The sequence below is a fragment of the Sphingomonas sp. DC1600-2 genome (assembly GCF_049897605.1).
Classification (GTDB): Bacteria; Pseudomonadota; Alphaproteobacteria; order Sphingomonadales; family Sphingomonadaceae; genus Sphingomonas.
In genome coordinates, this window is record NZ_JAFCWO010000002.1 from 372,438 (window position 1) to 389,175 (window position 16,738).

17 protein-coding genes are annotated in these 16,738 nt (G+C 65.0%); 14 read left to right on the plus strand and 3 right to left on the minus strand.

Features of this window, described 5'->3' with window-relative positions:
- Positions 1 to 65 precede the first annotated feature (65 nt).
- Both ACP7BL_RS05210 and ACP7BL_RS05215 read right to left on the minus strand, forming a co-directional pair.
- On the minus strand, positions 66 to 893 hold the full coding sequence (locus ACP7BL_RS05210) for a hypothetical protein (protein WP_426257795.1): 828 nt from the start codon (positions 891 to 893) through the stop codon (positions 66 to 68).
- Positions 893 to 1,327 (minus strand): hypothetical protein, encoded by a 435-nt coding sequence (locus ACP7BL_RS05215; RefSeq protein WP_426257796.1) that lies wholly within the window; start codon positions 1,325 to 1,327, stop codon positions 893 to 895. Before ACP7BL_RS05215 ends, ACP7BL_RS05210 begins: the two co-directional genes overlap by 1 nt.
- A 271-nt stretch (positions 1,328 to 1,598) precedes the next feature.
- Here ACP7BL_RS05215 and ACP7BL_RS05220 point away from each other — a divergent pair, with 271 nt between their 5' ends.
- From ACP7BL_RS05220 to ACP7BL_RS05285, 14 genes are all read left to right on the plus strand, one after another.
- Positions 1,599 to 2,732: an 8-amino-7-oxononanoate synthase gene (locus ACP7BL_RS05220; RefSeq protein ID WP_426257797.1), complete on the plus strand. Its 1,134-nt coding sequence runs from the start codon at positions 1,599 to 1,601 to the stop codon at positions 2,730 to 2,732.
- Complete coding sequence (gene bioD / locus ACP7BL_RS05225) at positions 2,722 to 3,351, plus strand: dethiobiotin synthase (RefSeq protein WP_426257798.1); 630 nt, start codon at positions 2,722 to 2,724, stop codon at positions 3,349 to 3,351. Before ACP7BL_RS05220 ends, bioD begins: the two co-directional genes overlap by 11 nt.
- A complete protein-coding gene (locus ACP7BL_RS05230; RefSeq protein WP_426257799.1) occupies positions 3,348 to 4,613 on the plus strand; it encodes an adenosylmethionine--8-amino-7-oxononanoate transaminase in 1,266 nt (421 codons plus the stop codon). Before bioD ends, ACP7BL_RS05230 begins: the two co-directional genes overlap by 4 nt.
- 31 nt (positions 4,614 to 4,644) lie before the next feature.
- Positions 4,645 to 4,800 carry a hypothetical protein gene (locus tag ACP7BL_RS05235; RefSeq protein ID WP_426257800.1) on the plus strand — a complete coding sequence of 52 codons (156 nt, stop codon included), beginning with the start codon at positions 4,645 to 4,647 and terminating at the stop codon, positions 4,798 to 4,800.
- 103 nt (positions 4,801 to 4,903) lie between these two features.
- Positions 4,904 to 5,872: an MBL fold metallo-hydrolase gene (locus tag ACP7BL_RS05240; RefSeq protein ID WP_126848711.1), complete on the plus strand. Its 969-nt coding sequence runs from the start codon at positions 4,904 to 4,906 to the stop codon at positions 5,870 to 5,872.
- A 96-nt stretch (positions 5,873 to 5,968) separates the two neighbouring features.
- Positions 5,969 to 6,805 (plus strand): alpha/beta fold hydrolase, encoded by an 837-nt coding sequence (locus tag ACP7BL_RS05245; protein WP_033964651.1) that lies wholly within the window; start codon positions 5,969 to 5,971, stop codon positions 6,803 to 6,805.
- Positions 6,806 to 6,956: 151 nt separating this feature from the next.
- Positions 6,957 to 10,007 carry a sensor histidine kinase gene (locus ACP7BL_RS05250; protein WP_137902917.1) on the plus strand — a complete coding sequence of 1,017 codons (3,051 nt, stop codon included), beginning with the start codon at positions 6,957 to 6,959 and terminating at the stop codon, positions 10,005 to 10,007.
- A gap of 214 nt (positions 10,008 to 10,221) precedes the next feature.
- The gene (locus ACP7BL_RS05255; protein WP_052192307.1) at positions 10,222 to 10,824 is read left to right on the plus strand and encodes a M17 family peptidase N-terminal domain-containing protein; all 603 of its coding nucleotides are present in this window, start codon (positions 10,222 to 10,224) and stop codon (positions 10,822 to 10,824) included.
- Between the two features lie 46 nt (positions 10,825 to 10,870).
- The gene (locus tag ACP7BL_RS05260) at positions 10,871 to 11,533 is read left to right on the plus strand and encodes a response regulator transcription factor (RefSeq protein WP_171010545.1); all 663 of its coding nucleotides are present in this window, start codon (positions 10,871 to 10,873) and stop codon (positions 11,531 to 11,533) included.
- Between the two features lie 91 nt (positions 11,534 to 11,624).
- Complete coding sequence (locus ACP7BL_RS05265; protein WP_033964653.1) at positions 11,625 to 12,233, plus strand: helix-turn-helix domain-containing protein; 609 nt, start codon at positions 11,625 to 11,627, stop codon at positions 12,231 to 12,233.
- Positions 12,234 to 12,411: 178 nt separating this feature from the next.
- Complete coding sequence (locus tag ACP7BL_RS05270) at positions 12,412 to 12,864, plus strand: MarR family winged helix-turn-helix transcriptional regulator (RefSeq protein ID WP_033964654.1); 453 nt, start codon at positions 12,412 to 12,414, stop codon at positions 12,862 to 12,864.
- A gap of 24 nt (positions 12,865 to 12,888) precedes the next feature.
- Positions 12,889 to 13,452, plus strand: a complete 564-nt coding sequence (locus ACP7BL_RS05275; RefSeq protein WP_033964655.1) for an isochorismatase family protein — start codon at positions 12,889 to 12,891, stop codon at positions 13,450 to 13,452.
- Entirely contained in the window at positions 13,452 to 13,781 is a 330-nt protein-coding gene (locus tag ACP7BL_RS05280; protein ID WP_033964664.1) for a hypothetical protein, read from the plus strand. The genes ACP7BL_RS05275 and ACP7BL_RS05280 overlap by 1 nt, the downstream gene beginning before the upstream one ends.
- Positions 13,778 to 15,049 (plus strand): MFS transporter, encoded by a 1,272-nt coding sequence (locus ACP7BL_RS05285; RefSeq protein WP_426257801.1) that lies wholly within the window; start codon positions 13,778 to 13,780, stop codon positions 15,047 to 15,049. The genes ACP7BL_RS05280 and ACP7BL_RS05285 overlap by 4 nt, the downstream gene beginning before the upstream one ends.
- A gap of 85 nt (positions 15,050 to 15,134) precedes the next feature.
- Here the strand turns inward: ACP7BL_RS05285 and guaA are convergent, their stop codons facing one another.
- Complete coding sequence (gene guaA, locus ACP7BL_RS05290) at positions 15,135 to 16,691, minus strand: glutamine-hydrolyzing GMP synthase (protein WP_033964921.1); 1,557 nt, start codon at positions 16,689 to 16,691, stop codon at positions 15,135 to 15,137.
- Between the last annotated feature and the right edge of the window lie 47 nt (positions 16,692 to 16,738).

Sequence of the window (16,738 nt, forward strand, 5' to 3'; positions counted from 1 at the left end):
GCTTTCGGTGAGAGTGTCTCTAAGGAGCATCTAGGGAAGCTACACGGTACTTCCCGATGCATATCTTAGAAGAAGTCGTTAGTGAACATATTGATGTGCGTATGCTTCTTGTGCCGTTTCATCGCTCCATGACAGTCAGGGTAGTCACCCTTCATAGAAGCCTTATTCGCTTTGCTCACATTGTAGTGAGTGGTACCGTCGAACTTTCGGCCAAAGCGTAGACAGTTGGCTATGATGCATAACACGTTGTGCGGCGGCATTGCCGTATCGGCCTGCGCATGATGCTCCGGCCCGAACTGGAAATGCTTCCCGCTATCGTCGATATAATACAGATCTTCATAGTCGGAGGCCCGTTTAGGTAACTGCCGTTTTCGCATATCGCGCAGGAGGGCATCAATCTCGCGCCCATAGTTTCGCTGAGTCATGTCACGGCACTGCTCCTGCATCCGCGCGATTTCAGGTGCGTCGAAGTTGCGTAGCGGTAGGCGAAAAATCTGCTGATATTTGCCGTCGGCGAAGCGCGTGGCAAGATATTTATAGGCCCGCAAGCATCTCGCGATCGTCGCGGTGAGTTGGTTGGCCGTCTTCGCGTGATAGGCGGGCGGCGTGAATCGGTGAACGCTGAATTGGTCGCCGAGGATTGCGACCAAATCCGGCAGGCTGTCGTCGGTCAGCAGTACAACGCCGGACGCCTCATCCCAATCCAGCCAATCGAGCAGATCGCTAACGCTCTTGCTTCGATTCGTATCGAAGGCGGTGACAACCGGCTCAACTCCGTCCAGACCAGCAAAACCGTTAGCGCGAACCTCATTTGGCAGGAGCGCCGCTCTCTTCTCGGAAACCGTCTTGAGGACCGCCGCGGCGCCCGTGACGAAGGCGATGATGAGGGGCATCAGTCGTTAAGGAGACTGACTAACACCTTGGCTGGGATGGTGAACTCGGCCATCGCCGTCTCAGGCATCCCGGCGAGCGTTTCCACGAACTTGACCAGTGCCTCGCCCCGCTTCGAGACCGCTCGCGCTTTCGTGATCGACTGAGAAGGCGCAGGAGGATTCCCGAAGTCGAACTCAATATGCTCAGGCAAAAACCCGACCTTCGCCTTGATGGTCGGATGCGTCGCCAGTTTCGTACCGGGAATCTCTTCCCTCGCGGCCCATTGCGCAAGTCTGAGCGGTCCAGTGAACTCGTGATAGCCTTTCCCCAGTCGCTTTAGATCGGTCGCTACCATGCTGAGGTAATAGGGAATCTGGCGTTCATCCCAAGTTTCTCGGGCGCGATCGCGCAGGAACGCCTTAAAACTGTCGAGATCGTGTATGTCGCCGGCCATCTTGGATCAGGTGTTCCTTGTCGGAAAGCGCACATACTACTCGGTGGCCGGTAAATGCCAAGGGCGAGCAGCGTTTTGGCGATCACCAAAACGTCCGGCCCCTTCCGGAGCTATCATTGATCGGGGACTGGCACCTGCAGGAATGTTCAACTCGCGGTAGATTTAATAGTCGCACCGCCGCCGTCAGCGAGGGAAGCTACGCCCCACCCCACCAACAAAATCCCCCACGCAAGCTCGTGCGTCCGCCCGCAGCTTCGCTATAGCGCCCCCCATGACCCTCCTCGAACCGCATCTGAACGACCTGAAGGCGCTCGACTCCGCCGCGCGGCTCCGCCGCCTGCAACCGCGCACCGGGCTGGATTTCTCGTCCAACGACTATCTCGGCCTCGCCCGTGCGCAGCGCTTACGCAACGCGGTGGCGGCGGCGCTGGCGCGCGGCGTTGCGATCGGGTCGGGCGGGTCGCGGCTGCTGCGCGGCAACGATCCCGAGCATGAAGCGCTCGAAGCCGAAGCCGCCGCCTTTTTCGGCAGCGAAGCGGCGCTGTTCTTCTCCAGCGGCTATGCCGCCAATGCCGCCTTGCTGTCCACACTGCCGCAGCGCGGCGACCTGATCGTCCATGATGCGCTGATCCATGCCAGCGCGCATGAAGGCATGCGCCTCGCCCGCGCCGAAAGCGTGGCGACGCCGCATAATGACGCGACCGCGGTCGATCAGGCGATTGCCGACTGGCGGCGGCGCGGCGGCACGGGTCGCGCATGGATCGCGGTCGAAAGCCTCTACAGCATGGATGGCGACCGTGCCCCGCTCGCCGATCTCGCAGCGGTGGCGGCGCGGCACGCGGCGATGCTGCTGATCGACGAAGCGCACGCGACCGGCGTGTTCGGCCCCGACGGGCGCGGCCTCGCCGCCGATCTGGAGGGGGCCGAGAACGTCATCACCTTGCGCACCTGCGGCAAGGCTTTGGGCTGTGAGGGCGCCTTGCTGTGCGGCCCGCGCACGATGCGCGATTTTCTGGTCAATCGCGGGCGCGCCTTCATCTTCTCGACCGCGCCCTCCCCGCTGATGGCAAGCGCAGTGCGCGAAAGCCTGCGCATCCTCGCCGACGAACCCGAACGCCGCGACCGGCTGAGCGCGCTCACCGCCTTTGCCGAGCGCACGCTCGCGCCCTGCGGCGTCACCCCGACCGGATCGCAGATCCTGCCGCTCATCATCGGCGAGGACGCCCCCACCATGCGGCTGGCGGCGGCGCTGCAGGCCGCCGGTTTCGATATTCGCGGCATCCGCCCGCCGACAGTGCCGCCCGGCACCGCGCGGCTGCGCGTGTCGCTCACCCTCAACGTCGGCGAAGCGGAGATTGCCGCGCTGGCGGAGACGCTGTTGGAGTTGCGCGCACGTGAACCCTGAAACCCTCGTCATCACCGGCACCGACACCGATGTCGGCAAGACCGTGTTCGCCGCCGCGCTGACGGCCGCGCTGAACGCCCACTATTGGAAGCCAGTGCAGGCCGGGCTCGACCCCAGCGCTGACCGCGACAGCGTCGCCACGCTGTCGGGCGTGCCCGCGTCGCACATCCTGCCCGAGGCCTATCGCCTCGCCACCCCCTGCTCCCCCCACCGCGCCGCCGAGATTGACGGCGTGACGATCGACCCGCTGCTTCTGACCCCGCCCGAGGTCAACGGCCCGTTGGTGGTGGAGGGTGCCGGCGGCGTGATGGTGCCGGTGACGCGCGATCTGGTCTTTGCCGATTTATTCGCGCGCTGGGGCTGCCCGGTGGTGCTGGTCGCGCGCACCACGCTCGGCACGATCAACCACAGCCTGTTGTCGATCGAAGCGCTGCGCCAGCGCGGCGTGCCCATCCTCGGCATCGCCTTCATCGGCGACGAGAATGCCGATAGCGAAGCGACCATCGTGCAACTGGGCGGGGTGAAGCGGCTGGGCCGATTGCCCCGGCTCGATCCGCTCAATGCGACCACGCTGGCCGCTGCCTTTGCCGCGCATTTCAACGTGGCCGATTTCCAATGACCACCTCCCCGATCTGGCACCCCTTCACCCAGCACGGTCTGGGCGAGCCGATCCCGCTCGTCACGCACGGCGAAGGCGCGGCGCTGTTCACCCAGGACGGCCGCCGCATCATCGACGGCATTTCCTCCTGGTGGGTGACGACGCACGGCCATTGCCACCCGCGCATCATGGCCGCGATCGCCGAGCAAGCGGGCAAGCTCGACCAGATCATCTTTGCCGGCTGGACCCACCAACCCGCCGAAACGCTCGCGCGCGGGCTGCTGGAAATCATGCCGCCCGCGCTCACCCGCATCTTCTTCTCGGATTCGGGCTCGACCAGTGTAGAGGTCGCGCTGAAGATGGCGCTCGGCTTCTGGGCCAATCGTGGCGAAGCCCGCCACCGCATCCTGGTGATGGAACATAGCTATCACGGCGACACGATCGGCGCGATGTCGGTCGGCGCGCGCGGCGTGTTCAACGCGCCCTATACGCCTTTGCTGTTCGATGTCGGCCCCATCCCCTACCCCGCCGCCGGGCATGAACAAGCCACGCTCGATGCGCTGGAGGCCGCGTGCCGCGCCGCCCCCGCCGCGTTCATTGTCGAGCCGCTGGTGCTGGGCGCAGGCGGGATGCTGTTCTACCCCGCCTGGGTGCTGGCCGAGATGCGCGCGATCTGCACGCGCCACGGCGTTTTGTTCATCGCCGATGAAGTGATGACCGGCTGGGGCCGCACCGGCACGCTGCTGGCGTGCGAGCAAGCGGGTGTCGTCCCCGACATCCTCTGCCTGTCCAAGGGCCTGACCGGCGGCGCGGTGCCGCTGGCGGTGACGATGGCGAGCGAGGGCGTCTACGAAGCGCATCTCTCGCAGGACCGCGCGCGCATGTTCTTCCATTCGTCCAGCTACACCGCCAACCCGATCGCCTGCGCCGCCGCCAACGCCAACCTCGCCATCTGGCGCGAGGAACCCGTGCGCGACCGCATCGCCGCACTCGCCACGCGGCAACGCCAGCGGCTTGACGCCCTCGCCACACACCCCGGCTTTGCCAACCCGCGCGCGCTCGGCACGATCGCGGCGGTGGATATCGAAGATCGTGAGGATGCAGGCTATCTCTCGCACCGCGCCCCCGCCCTGCTTGCGCATTTTCGCGAGCGCGACCTGTTGCTGCGCCCACTCGGCAATACGGTCTATGTGATGCCGCCTTATTGCATCGAAGACGCCGATCTCGACCGGATATATGCGGGGATAGCGGACGCGGCGAAAGCGACGGCTCACCCCAGATAGGCCCTCGATCCGTTAGGGCAGGAAGCGTCAAATGACGTTGGGAATCGCCAATATGCGCGCGGACATCGCGCGCATCAGGCGCAGACCGTTTCTGTCAGGAGCCCGCGCGATGAACGCCGCAATTCCGCAAAGCCCGATGCCGCCGCTGCTGGCCGACGCCGTTGCGGCAACCGCAGCCGCGAGCTGATCCATCCCGCCGGTCCGCGCCTTGATGCTGGGCATGCCAAAGCCGATCTTCTAATCTCGACCGGTGATCCACCTGCCGGATCAAGCAAATCGGATGAAACGCCATGACCGTTCGCTTTTTGAAGTCTGCCGCAGTGATCGCCAGCCTGGCCGTCGCACCGGTCGCTTACGCCCAGAGCGCAGCCCCCACGGCGGCCTCCACTCCGGCCGATTTCTACAAGATGAAGCTCGGCCATTTCACCATTGTCGCGCTGTCCGACGGCACGATCGCCCTGCCCACCGATCAATTGCTGGTCGAGCGGACGCCGGGCGAAGTGAAGACGATCCTGGCAGCCGCCAACGCGCCCACCCTCCAGACGACCTCGGTCAACGCCTATCTGATCGACACGGGGTCGCGCCGTATTCTCGTCGATAGCGGCAGCGGCAGCTATTTCGGCCCTTCGCTGGGGCGCGCGATCACCGCGCTGAAGGCGGCCGGCTACAAGCCCGAGGATATTGACGAAGTGCTGATCACGCACTTGCATCCCGACCATGTCGGCGGCCTCGCGGTCGGCGGCGCGCGCGTCTTCCCCAATGCGACGATCCGCATGGCGCAATCGGAATACGACTTCTGGCTCGACAAGGGTAACCTGACCAAGGTCGACGGTTCGGTCCAATCGTCCTTCGACGCGGCAGCCGCTTCGCTCGCGCCCTATAGCGCAGCAGGCCGCGTCAAGCCGTTCCGGGCGGGCGAGACGATCGATACCGGTGTGACGGCGGTGTCGCTGCCCGGGCACACGGCGGGACACACCGGTTACCGCGTCGAGAGCGACGGCAAGACGCTGCTCATCTGGGGCGACGTGATGCACGTGGCGGTAGTGCAGTTGAAGGACCCTGCGGTGACCATCAAGTTCGACCTGTCGCAGGCCGACGCCTCCCGCTCGCGCGCCACGATCATGGCCGACGCAGCGAAGCGCCACTATCTGATCGCGGCGGCACACCTGCAATTCCCTGGCATCGGGACGCTCAGCAAGTCGGCGCAGGACTGGCAATGGACGCCCGTTCCGGCCACGCCCCCCGCCAGCGCGCAATAGTCGGAACGCCGCGGCACCGGCCGATCGCATTTTCCCGGCGCAGCATGGTGGCAACCTCCGGAGAGCCACCATCTCGCCCCACCAACGGAGACTATCATGGCCTATGTAACCAGCGCAGACGGCACCCAGATCTATTATAAGGACTGGGGCCCCAAGGATGCCCAGCCGATCGTTTTCCACCACGGCTGGCCGCTGTCGTCGGACGATTGGGACGCGCAAATGCTGTTCTTCCTGGCCAATGGCTACCGGGTGGTCGCGCATGACCGTCGCGGGCATGGCCGATCCGAGCAGTCGGTCGGTGGTCATGACATGGACCATTATGCCGCCGACGCCTCCGCCGTCGTCGAGCATCTCGATCTGAAAAATGCGGTGCATATCGGCCATTCGACCGGCGGCGGCGAAGTCGCGCGCTATGTCGCGAAGTTCGGCCAGCCGCAGGGCCGCGTCGCCAAGGCCGTGCTGGTCAGCGCAGTCCCTCCGCTGATGCTGAAGACCGACGCCAATCCCGGCGGCACGCCGATCGAGGTGTTCGACAGCTTCCGCAGCGCGCTTGCCGCCAATCGCGCAGCCTTCTTCCACGATGTCGCGGCGGGGCCATTTTACGGCTTCAATCGCGATCACGAAACGACGATCCAGGCCGTGATCGACAATTGGTGGCGGCAGGGCATGATGGGCAGCGCGCAAGCCCATTATGAAGGCATCAAGGCCTTTTCCGAAACCGACCAGACCGAAGACCTGAAGGCGATCACCGTCCCCACGCTGGTGCTGCAGGGCGATGACGATCAGGTCGTGCCCTATACCGATGCCGCGCTGCTGCAGGTGAAGCTGCTGCAAAACGGCACGCTGAAGATCTATGAGGGCTATCCGCATGGGATGCTGACCACCCATGCCGATGTCATCAACCCCGATCTGCTCGCCTTCGTGCGCGCCTGAGCTCCTGGGTTGATCACACGGGTGGACGATCGACGACCAGCGATCGACGATCGTCCACCCGCGCTCCGGCCGCGCTATTGCGGGAGCGTAACGGATCGGGCATCGCGACGGCCGTGACAGACACCGTGACCCGAACAGCATCCCCTTGCCCATGAGCGGCCGCGTCCGCGTCCTGTTGCTCGCGGCGCTCATGGCGTTGGTGCTACCATGGTTCCCGCCGGTCGCCGCGCAGGGGCCAAGTCGAGCGCCCGAACAATTCCATCACAGCAGCTGGACAATCGAGGATGGCGCACCGCCCGATATCTGGGCGATCGCACAGACGGCGGACGGTTTCCTGTGGCTAGGCACCGGCGGCGGCCTCTATCGATTCGACGGGATCCGCTTCGAGGAAATCCGTCCGCGCGTCGGCAAGCTGCCCAGCCGCAACATCACCGCCTTGCTGGCTACTCCAGACGGCGACCTGTGGCTTGGTTTCTACAATGGCCAAATCGCTCGTCTACGGGACGGAACGCTAACCCGCTTCGGTGCGGCCAATGACTCGGTCGACCGTTTGATACGCGGTCCCGATGGGACGATTTGGGCGGCCTTCTGGCGCGGCCCCCGGCACCTTGCGCGCTTCGACGGTGCGCGGTGGCACTGGATTCCCGCCGACCGCCGGATTGTCCCCGGCAAGCTTGGCAGCGTGGTCGCGGCGCAAGACGGCACGATCTGGGCGACCACCGACCGACAAATCCTGCGTCTCCAACCCGGTGAGCGTGCCCTTACCCCCGTAGCATGGGCCCGACCGGGCGACAGTCTGGTCGGAACGCACAATGGCGGTGTCGCCCTCGCCCGGGCTGGCGTGTCGCGCCTTGGCAAGCCATTCGATCGAGAGCCGCTGCCCGGGCTGGAACCGCTCTCGCTGCCGCAAGGCACGCCCGGCATCAAACGCGCCCTGATCGATCACCAAGGCGCGATCTGGTGGACGGGCGGGAATGGCGGTGTCAGCCGCCTGCTGCCCCCTGCCGTCGGCACATCCGCCCGCGTCGAACATTGGGAAGATCGGCAGGGCCTGAGCGCCAATGCCGCGGTCCCGCTGTTTGAGGATCGCGAGGGCGCGATCTGGGTCGGCACCAATCTCGGACTGGACCGCTTTCGGCGCGCGCGCGTGGTGCGAGCCGATGCCTTTGGCCCCTCCCCTTACAAAGCCTATCTGCAGACCGCGCTGGCCGATGGGACGATCTATGTCGTCACCCGCACGCAAACGCTGTCGCGCGCCGCAAGCGATGGCTCGCTCCATCCCGTGTTGCACCTGGCCTTCGGCCCGGCAATGATCGCTGCCGATGGCAATCGGCTGATCGTCGAACAACGCGGCAGGCTTTTCGGCTTGCAACGCAATCGATTGGTCACGCTGGGTTTGCCTGCGCTCCCCGGCAAGGTGTTGACGTGGTCGCGTGACGGCCACGGGACCCCGACGATCGCCGTGCGCGGGCAAGGCGTGCTGCAACCCTACCGGGGTGGATGGCGGATGCTCCCCATCACAGGTGTTCCGACGGTCGACCGCAGGCTCGAAATCCCGTTCATCGGACCGGTCGGCCGTTGGTTCTACGCCGATGACCGCCTGATCGGGTGCGTAGGCGCGGTGTGCAAACCGATTGCAGCAGACGTCAATATCGGCAGGGTCAACATCGTCGTGCCAAGCGATACGGGCCAGGGGCCGGTGCTCGTCGGGGGCGACAGCGGCCTCGCCATCGGGAGTGGCGACCGGTTTCGCAGTTTGACATCGGATCGCTTTCCCGTGCTCGTCGGCATCACCGGCATAGCGCGCGGCGCGCGGGATATCGTGTGGATCAGCGGGCTGCGCGGCGTTCTGCAAACGACGCAAGCGGCGCTCACCAGCGCGCTGTCCAACGGACGTCCATTGGCCTACCGCCTGTTTACAATGGCGGACGGCGTACCGGGGGCCGCGCAGCAGGATGCAAGCTACTCGACCGCAATTCGCAGCGGAGATGGACGGATCTGGCTTGCTGCCAGCCACGGCATTGCCTGGATCGACCCCGGTCGCCTGGAACCCAATGCTGCCCCCCCGCCAGTGCTGATCCGCTCGGTCACTGCCGATGGCAAGGAGGTTGCGCCCGCGGCACAGATTGCGATCCCAGCCGGCACGCGGCGCGTGCAAATCGATTATGCCGCGCTCAGCCTGCTCGATCCGGATCGCGTGCAATTTCGCTACCGCTTGACGGGCGTCGATGAGGATTGGGTCGATCCCGGCTCGCGGCGCCAGGCAACGTACACCAATGTCGCGCCGGGGCATTGGACCTTTCAAGTGATCGCCGCCAATGCCGACGGAGTCTGGAACCAGCGCGGAGCCTCGATCGAGCTGACGGTAGCGCCCACCTTTTACCAGACGTGGCTCTTCCGACTGGCGGTAGCAGCCACCGCGTTGCTGCTGCTTGCCGCGCTGTACCGCATCCGCAAACGGGCGATCGAGGATCGCACGCGCAGACTGATCGCGGCGCAGGTCACCGAGCGCGAACGGATCGCGCGCGAGTTGCACGACACGCTGCTGCAAGGCATGCAAGCGATGATGCTGCGGTTCCAGGCCGTCGGCAACATAATGGCACCGGGTAGTCGCGCGCACCGCATGCTTGAGTCGGCCCTGGAACGGGGCGACGACGTCTTGCTGGAAGGGCGCGATCGCGTGCTCAACTTACGGACGGAGAGCAGCGCTACGCTGCAGGCGGCGCTGCACGCAATGGCCTGTCAGATCGGCGATGGTCTTTCGATCGAAATTATCGAGCATGGCCTGCCCCGCAAACTCTGCGACCCGATCATCGATGAGCTGGCGGCGATCGCGCGCGAAGCCCTCACCAACACGCTGTGGCATTCGCAAGCAACCCAGGCGATCGTTTCGCTCGACTTCGCGCGGTGGGTATTGCGCCTGTCCATTCGCGACAATGGCTGTGGCTTTAGCGACAGGATCCTCGCCCAGGGCGCGAAACCGGGCCATTTCGGCCTGCCTGGCATGCGCGAGCGCGCCGACAAGCTGGCCGCCGTGCTGACCCTGTCCAATCTCGAAAGTGGCGGGGCCGAGGTGGTCGTCACCGTTCCGGGGCGGATCGCTTATGCCCGGCCCCGCTCGGTCATCCAAAGGGCGACCAATGCGGTGGTTGCCTGGATCCTGCGCCTGCGCGGGTCCTTCCGCCGGGAACGCCATTCGTAAAGCATCGCTGCCGGGCGCCATCACGCCATCGCACGGAAGAAACAGACTATTTCCTTGACCTTCGCCGCACGGCACTACGCACGATAACGCCAAAACACCGCATTTTTGTACAAGCTATTCGGCTGTTGCGCACCCATTCTCCGCCGCACCGGGCCTTGTTCGCTTACCGGTAGCCCCACCTCCAGAACCTTTCCCGATCGCGTGAGTTTCCTATATGGACGACCCGACATCCTCGAACGACGCGATGCCGATCGGCGAATGGGCGGGGGTTGGCATTGCCGTCGCGCCGACCGATGCCGTCACCGCCGCAGTCGATTTGGCCGCAGCTGGGGTGTTCACGCACGAGTTGTCGCCAGATGGCGCGGTCGGCGGCCTGCGCCACCTCGACAAGGCTGTCGGCGGTGCGGTGATGCGGTTGCGCGGCGATGGCGTGTTCAGCGCCGCCCCTGGCGAGATCCTGGCGCTTTCGACGCCGCGCTTGCCCGTAGCCGCCTCCACCATTCTGCTTGTCGGCATGGGCGATCCCGAATCATGGTCGCCCGCCGTTCTGGAAACGGCGATGAGCGCAGCGACGAGTGAAGCGCTGCGACGGGGTGCCGTATCCGCATCGTTTGCACCGAGCTTGCTCGATAGCGGTATTGCGGTCGTCGACTCCGCCGGAGTGGCGATGGCGATGCTCAGAGGCCTGCTGGCCGCGCTGAACGCCTATCCGGTCCGTTTCGATCTCAAGCTGTGGATCTTCTGCACCGGGGCCGCGCACCTGACCGCCACCCATGCTGCATTCGTGCGCGCTTATGCCGACCTTGCCCGGGCCTGATGCCGCTTCGGCAAGCCCCTTGAACAACGGGACAAGAGCGCCGATCATGCGCTCGCCTCCTCACCCCGGAACCGTTTGTCTGCCGCTCTCCTCGCCGATCCGTATTCTCGTCGTCGACGACCACCCGTTCCTGCGCGAAGGCGTGCGTGCGGTCGTCGAGACGCAAGCCGACATGCGGGTGGTGGGCGAGGCCGATAGCGGTGCCGACGCGGTTGTTCGATATCGCGAATTGCTGCCGGACATCGTCTTGATGGACTTGCAACTACCGGGTCTGAGCGGCGACCAGGCGATCGCCGCGATCCGGGAACGCTCACCCAAGGCGCGCATCATCGTACTGACCACCTATTCCGGCGACGCCCATGCGCTGCGCGCCCTGCGCGCCGGGGCGGCGGGGTATCTGCTGAAGAACAGCTTGCGCAAGGAATTGCTGCAGGCAATCCGGTCGGTTCATGCCGGCGGCAAGCATCTCGACGCCGATGTCGCCACCGACATCGCGCTCCACCTGGTCGCGGACGCCCCAAGCGAACGCGAAATCAGCGTTCTTTCGCTTGCCGCCCAGGGCAATTCCAACAAGCAGATCGCGGCCAAACTCGGCGTATCCGAAGACACCATCAAAGCGCATATGAAGGCGATCTTCGCGAAACTGGGCGCATCTGATCGCACCCACGCCGTAACGATCGCCGCCAAACGTGGCCTGATCGACCTGTAGCGCAAGCGTAACCCGGCCCCACCCGAAAGGGGGGCATTCTGGCTACCCCTTAGGGATTATCACTCTCGCGCCAGCGGCTTACGCTGCCCCCATGCTGCTTAGCGACCCTCGAAGCCATGAGCCTTCCGGTGCTTGCACAGGCGGACTTTGGTCTTCCAACCCCGCCGAACTGATCGATTACGCGCGCCGTACCATCGAACATGATCCGCACGCAGCGCGCCGCTATCTGGATCGACTGGCGCTGGTGCTTGGCAACGGCGAACCGCGGCCGATCGAGGATCTTCTCGTCCCCGCGCTTCCCGTCGAAGCCAATGCCAGCTCCATCACGCGGGGCGGTCTCGCCCCCTGGCAGTTGCAGCGCGTAAGCGACTATGTCGAGGAGCGCCTTGGCGACACCATCGTGCTGGACGGCTTGGCTGCGGTCGTGCGCCTCAGCACCGGCCACTTTTGCCGCGCCTTCAAGGTCACCGTGGGCGAGACCCCACACGCCTTTCTGATACGCCGCCGCATTCGGCGCGCCCAAACGCTCATGCTCACCACCAAGGAATCCTTGAGTCACATCGCCTGCACCTGCGGGCTCACCGACCAGGCGCATCTTACCCGCCTGTTCCGGCGCATGGTCGGCGACACGCCGCTTTCGTGGCGGCGCACCTGGGCCCACATGTTCGAACGGGGTGAGCTCAACGCCGCTGCTGCCTGATTCAGGATAAGGCCTAAAAGCCGCCACAGCCCCGTCGCGAGACCGGCTCCGCGCGCAAGGATTTTAAAAGCAGATGGTTCCCGGGCCTTTACCCGCCCGCGCCCCGTCAGATGTGACGAAATCCCGATCTTTGAAGTTTATCTTTACAGTTTAACTTCAGATATCTACGGGCACCGATATGTCAGCACCGATACCCGATTCCGACATCGCCCAGGCAACGCAACTGGCGCACGATATTCGCGGGTTGATGGGAAAGCTCAAACGTCGGCTGCGCGAACAATCGAATGTCGGCGACCTGACCCCATCGCAAACCGCCGTGCTGCTTCGTATCGAGAAGGATGGGCCCGCCACGACATCGCACCTTGCACGAGCGGAAGGGATGCGACCGCAGTCAATGGGGGCGGTCATTGCCGCGCTGGAAGAGGCTGGTCTGGTACAAGGCGCGCAGGACCCACGCGATGGACGGCAAACGCTGCTGTCGCTGACCGACGCCTGTCGGCAATGGGTCGCTGCGGGTCGCGCGGCACGGCAGGACTGGTTGTTCCACACCATCGAGGCGCGGCTTTCCCCGCAAGAACAGGGCCAACTGGCGGCAGCCATCGCCCTGCTCCAGCGCCTCGTCGATGACTGAACAGGCATTCGCAAAGGGATACCCATGGCACTGACCACGCTCGACCCGAAGACTGCTTTGATCGTCGTCGATTTGCAGAAGGGCATCGTCACCTACCCTGTCGTCCATTCGATCGAGCAGGTCATCGACCGCAGCCGTGCGTTGATCGAGGCATTCCGCGCGCGCGGATTGCCGGTGGTGCTGGTCAACGTCACCGGCGGGGCACCGGGACGAACCGAGCGGCCGCAGCGCGACATGAGCGCATTGCCGGCCGATTTCGCCGACCTTGTCCCCGAACTCGGTCTCCAGCCGAGCGATATCCTCGTCACCAAACAGAGCTGGGGTGCCTTCGCCGGTACCGATCTGGACCAGCGACTGAAGGCGCTGGGCGTTACACAGGTCGTCATCTGCGGCATTGCCACCGCCACCGGCGTCGAGGCCACGGCGCGCCAAGCGTATGAGAACGGCTTTAACGTCACGCTCGCCATCGACGCGATGAGCGACACCCGCCCCGAGGCCCACGATTACAGCATCCGCAATGTGTTTCCCCGGTTGGGCGAGACGGGGTGCACCGATGACATCCTCTCTCACCTGGAAAGGTGCTCCTGATGACATGGCTTCACCTCCTGTCCTACTTCTTCGGCGGTGCCTTTCTGGCGAACGCGGTCCCGCATTGGGTGAGCGGCGTCACCGGGCGGCCGTTCCAGAGCCCGTTCGCCACGCCGCGAGGCGAAGGGCTGTCCTCCTCTACTGTGAATTTGCTGTGGGGCTTTGCCAATCTGGTCCTGTCCTATCTGCTGGTATGCCGGGTCGGCACCTTCGACCTGCGTGACACACTCCAGGTGACCGCCTTTGGCCTCGGAATGCTGGCGCTCGGCTTGTTCTGCGCGTGGCACTTCGGCCGCTTCCACGGAGGCAACGCGCCGGAGCAGCCATGAGCGCGCCCGGAACCCAGGTCTTCCGATCGCTCGGCACCTTCAACTACCGCGTCTGGATCACCGGGTCTTTCGTTTCCAATGTCGGCACGTGGGTGCAACGCACTGCACAGGACTGGCTGGTGCTGACCATCCTCACGCATCACAGCGCCGCCGCAGTCGGCATCGTGATGGCGCTCCAGTTCGCGCCGCAGTTCCTTTTGCTCCCCTGGACCGGCTCGGCTGCCGATCACCTCGACCAGCGCACGTTGCTGATCGTCACACAGGCAACGATGGGCAGTCTGGCCCTGGCGCTCGGCATACTCACCGTCAGCGGTGCCGTCCAACTGTGGCACGTCTATGTGTTTGCCTTCGCGTTCGGCTGCGCGGCCGCGTTCGACGCACCGGTGCGACAGGTTTTCGTCGCGCAACTGGTGGGGGATACGCATCTCGCCAACGCGGTTGCGCTGAACTCGACCGCGTTCAACGCCGCCCGCATGATCGGTCCGGCGATATCGGGCATCGTCATCGCAGCCGTCGGAACCGGTTGGGCCTTCCTGTTAAACGGCGCGTCTTTCGTCGCGGTGCTGATCTCGCTCGCTGGCCTGCGCACGGCCGAGCTGCATGTGCGACCTCGGGCAACACGAGTAAGCGGAAGCTTTGTCCAGGGCCTTCGCTATGTCCAGGCGCGCCGCGATCTCAGGGCGATGCTGTTGATGCTGCTGCTGATCGGGACGTTCGGCCTGAACTTTCCCATCTTCATCTCCACCATGGCCGTCGGCGTGTTCCACGCCGATGCGCGCGCCTACGGCCTGTTGTCCTCGATCATGGCGATCGGGACCGTTGCAGGCGCATTGCTCAGTGCCGGGCGGCAGCGTCCGGGCTTCACCGCGCTGCTGGCGGGCGCAGCCGTCTTCGCGGTGGGATGCGCCCTGGCCGCGATCGCGCCGACCTATTGGCTCTTTGCCGCTGCTTTGGCGGTGACGGGTGCCGCCGCCCTGACCTTCACCAACACCAGCAACAGCCTGATGCAATTGTCGACCGAGCCAACCATGCGGGGGCGCGTCATGGCGCTGCGGGTTGGTGTCGCCTTGGGTGGAACGCCGATCGGTGCGCCGATCGTGGGATGGGTCGCGGACCATCTCGGCCCGCGCTGGGCACTGGGCGTCGGCGCGGCCTCCGGCCTCGCCGCCGTGATCGTTGCAATGCTGTTTCTGGCGAACGGCCGAACCCCAGCGGGGCGATCTCCACCGTCGCTTCCGGAAGGATCGTCGGAAGCATCAGCCGCATAATGCTGAACGGCACGGCCGCCTTTGGCGCGCTTGTCCAGCGCGCAAGCAACCGGTCACCCCCGATGCTGCCGCCGGGCTCCGCGCGTCATTCCCACTCGATCGTGCCGGGCGGCTTGCTCGTATAGTCATAGGTAACGCGGTTGATGCCCTTGACCTCGTTGACGATCCGCGTCGCCACGCGCGGCAGGAAGTCACCCGGGAACTGGAAAGCCTCGGCGGTCATGCCGTCGGTCGAGGTGACGGCGCGCAGCGCCAGCACATTGTCATAGGTGCGCCCGTCGCCCATCACGCCGACGCTGCGCACCGGCAGCAGCACCGCGAACGCCTGCCAAATCGTGTCGTACAGCCCCGCCGCGCGAATCTCCTCGAGATAGATCGCATCGGCCTTGCGCAGGATGTCGCAGCGCTCCTTGGTCACTTCGCCCGGAATGCGGATGGCAAGGCCCGGCCCAGGGAACGGATGCCGCCCAACGAACGCCTCGGTCAGCCCAAGCTCACGCCCCAGCGCACGAACTTCGTCCTTGAACAGTTCGCGCAGCGGCTCGACCAGTTGCATGTTCATCCGCGCGGGCAGGCCGCCGACATTGTGGTGGCTCTTGATCGTCACCGATGGGCCGCCGGTGAAGCTCACGCTTTCGATCACATCGGGGTAGAGCGTGCCCTGCGCGAGGAAATCGGCCCCGCCCACCTTTTTCGCCTCGGCCTCGAAGATATCGATGAACGCCGCGCCGATAAACTTGCGCTTGGCCTCGGGATCGGTGACGCCCGCCAGCCCTTCGAGGAAGGTCGCCTCGGCATCCACATGCACCAGCGGGATGTTGTAATGGTTGCGGAACAGCGAGACGACTTGCTCGGCCTCGCCGCTGCGCATCAGGCCGTGATCGACGAACACGCAGGTGAGTTGTGCGCCAATCGCTTCATGGATCAGCACCGCCGCCACCGCACTGTCGACCCCGCCGGACAGGCCGCAAATCACCCGGCCCTTGCCCACCTGCGCGCGGATCTCGGCGATCTTGGCGGCGCGGAATTCGGCCATCGTCCAGTCACCGGTCAGGCCGCAGACGTGCCGCGCGAAATTGGCGATCAGCTTGGCGCCATCGGGCGTGTGCGCCACTTCCATGTGGAATTGCGTGGCGTAATATTTGCGCGCTTCGTCCGCGACGACCGCGATCGGCGAACCGGGGCTGACCGCGACCGGGCGGAAGCCGGGGGCGAGCGCGGTCACCTTGTCGCCATGGCTCATCCACACAGTGTGCTTTTCGCCCGGCTGCCACACGCCGTCGAACAGCGCGCAATGGTCGGTCACTTCGATTACGGCATGACCGAACTCGCCACTTTCGCCGAGCGTCACGCTGCCGCCCAACTGGTGCATCAGCACTTGCTGGCCATAGCAAATGCCCATGATCGGCACGCCGCTATCGAGAATCGCCTGCGGGATACGCGGCGATCCTTCCTCCAGAACCGAAGCCGGGCTGCCCGAGAGGATCACGCCTTTGGGGCTCATCCGGGCGAAGGCCGCATCGGCGGTGGTGAAGGGAGCGATCTCGCTGTAGACGCCAGCCTCACGCACGCGCCGCGCGATCAATTGCGTTACCTGGCTGCCGAAATCGACGATGAGGATGGAGTCGGTCTGATGGGTCATGCGGCCAGATAGCAGATACGCGCTGTGGGGGAAGAGCTTTGGGGGCC

Bases quoted from the DNA above. Each gene is read 5' to 3' on its own strand.
- ACP7BL_RS05210 (WP_426257795.1), bottom strand. From the start codon at position 893: ATGCCCCTCATCATCGCCTTCGTCACGGGCGCCGCGGCGGTCCTCAAG.
- ACP7BL_RS05215 (WP_426257796.1), bottom strand. From the start codon at position 1,327: ATGGCCGGCGACATACACGATCTCGACAGTTTTAAGGCGTTCCTGCGC.
- ACP7BL_RS05220 (WP_426257797.1), top strand. From the start codon at position 1,599: ATGACCCTCCTCGAACCGCATCTGAACGACCTGAAGGCGCTCGACTCC.
- ACP7BL_RS05230 (WP_426257799.1), top strand. From the start codon at position 3,348: ATGACCACCTCCCCGATCTGGCACCCCTTCACCCAGCACGGTCTGGGC.
- ACP7BL_RS05235 (WP_426257800.1), top strand. From the start codon at position 4,645: ATGACGTTGGGAATCGCCAATATGCGCGCGGACATCGCGCGCATCAGG.
- ACP7BL_RS05240 (WP_126848711.1), top strand. From the start codon at position 4,904: ATGACCGTTCGCTTTTTGAAGTCTGCCGCAGTGATCGCCAGCCTGGCC.
- ACP7BL_RS05245 (WP_033964651.1), top strand. From the start codon at position 5,969: ATGGCCTATGTAACCAGCGCAGACGGCACCCAGATCTATTATAAGGAC.
- ACP7BL_RS05250 (WP_137902917.1), top strand. From the start codon at position 6,957: ATGAGCGGCCGCGTCCGCGTCCTGTTGCTCGCGGCGCTCATGGCGTTG.
- ACP7BL_RS05255 (WP_052192307.1), top strand. From the start codon at position 10,222: ATGGACGACCCGACATCCTCGAACGACGCGATGCCGATCGGCGAATGG.
- ACP7BL_RS05260 (WP_171010545.1), top strand. From the start codon at position 10,871: ATGCGCTCGCCTCCTCACCCCGGAACCGTTTGTCTGCCGCTCTCCTCG.
- ACP7BL_RS05265 (WP_033964653.1), top strand. From the start codon at position 11,625: ATGCTGCTTAGCGACCCTCGAAGCCATGAGCCTTCCGGTGCTTGCACA.
- ACP7BL_RS05270 (WP_033964654.1), top strand. From the start codon at position 12,412: ATGTCAGCACCGATACCCGATTCCGACATCGCCCAGGCAACGCAACTG.
- ACP7BL_RS05275 (WP_033964655.1), top strand. From the start codon at position 12,889: ATGGCACTGACCACGCTCGACCCGAAGACTGCTTTGATCGTCGTCGAT.
- ACP7BL_RS05280 (WP_033964664.1), top strand. From the start codon at position 13,452: ATGACATGGCTTCACCTCCTGTCCTACTTCTTCGGCGGTGCCTTTCTG.
- ACP7BL_RS05285 (WP_426257801.1), top strand. From the start codon at position 13,778: ATGAGCGCGCCCGGAACCCAGGTCTTCCGATCGCTCGGCACCTTCAAC.
- guaA (WP_033964921.1), bottom strand. From the start codon at position 16,691: ATGACCCATCAGACCGACTCCATCCTCATCGTCGATTTCGGCAGCCAG.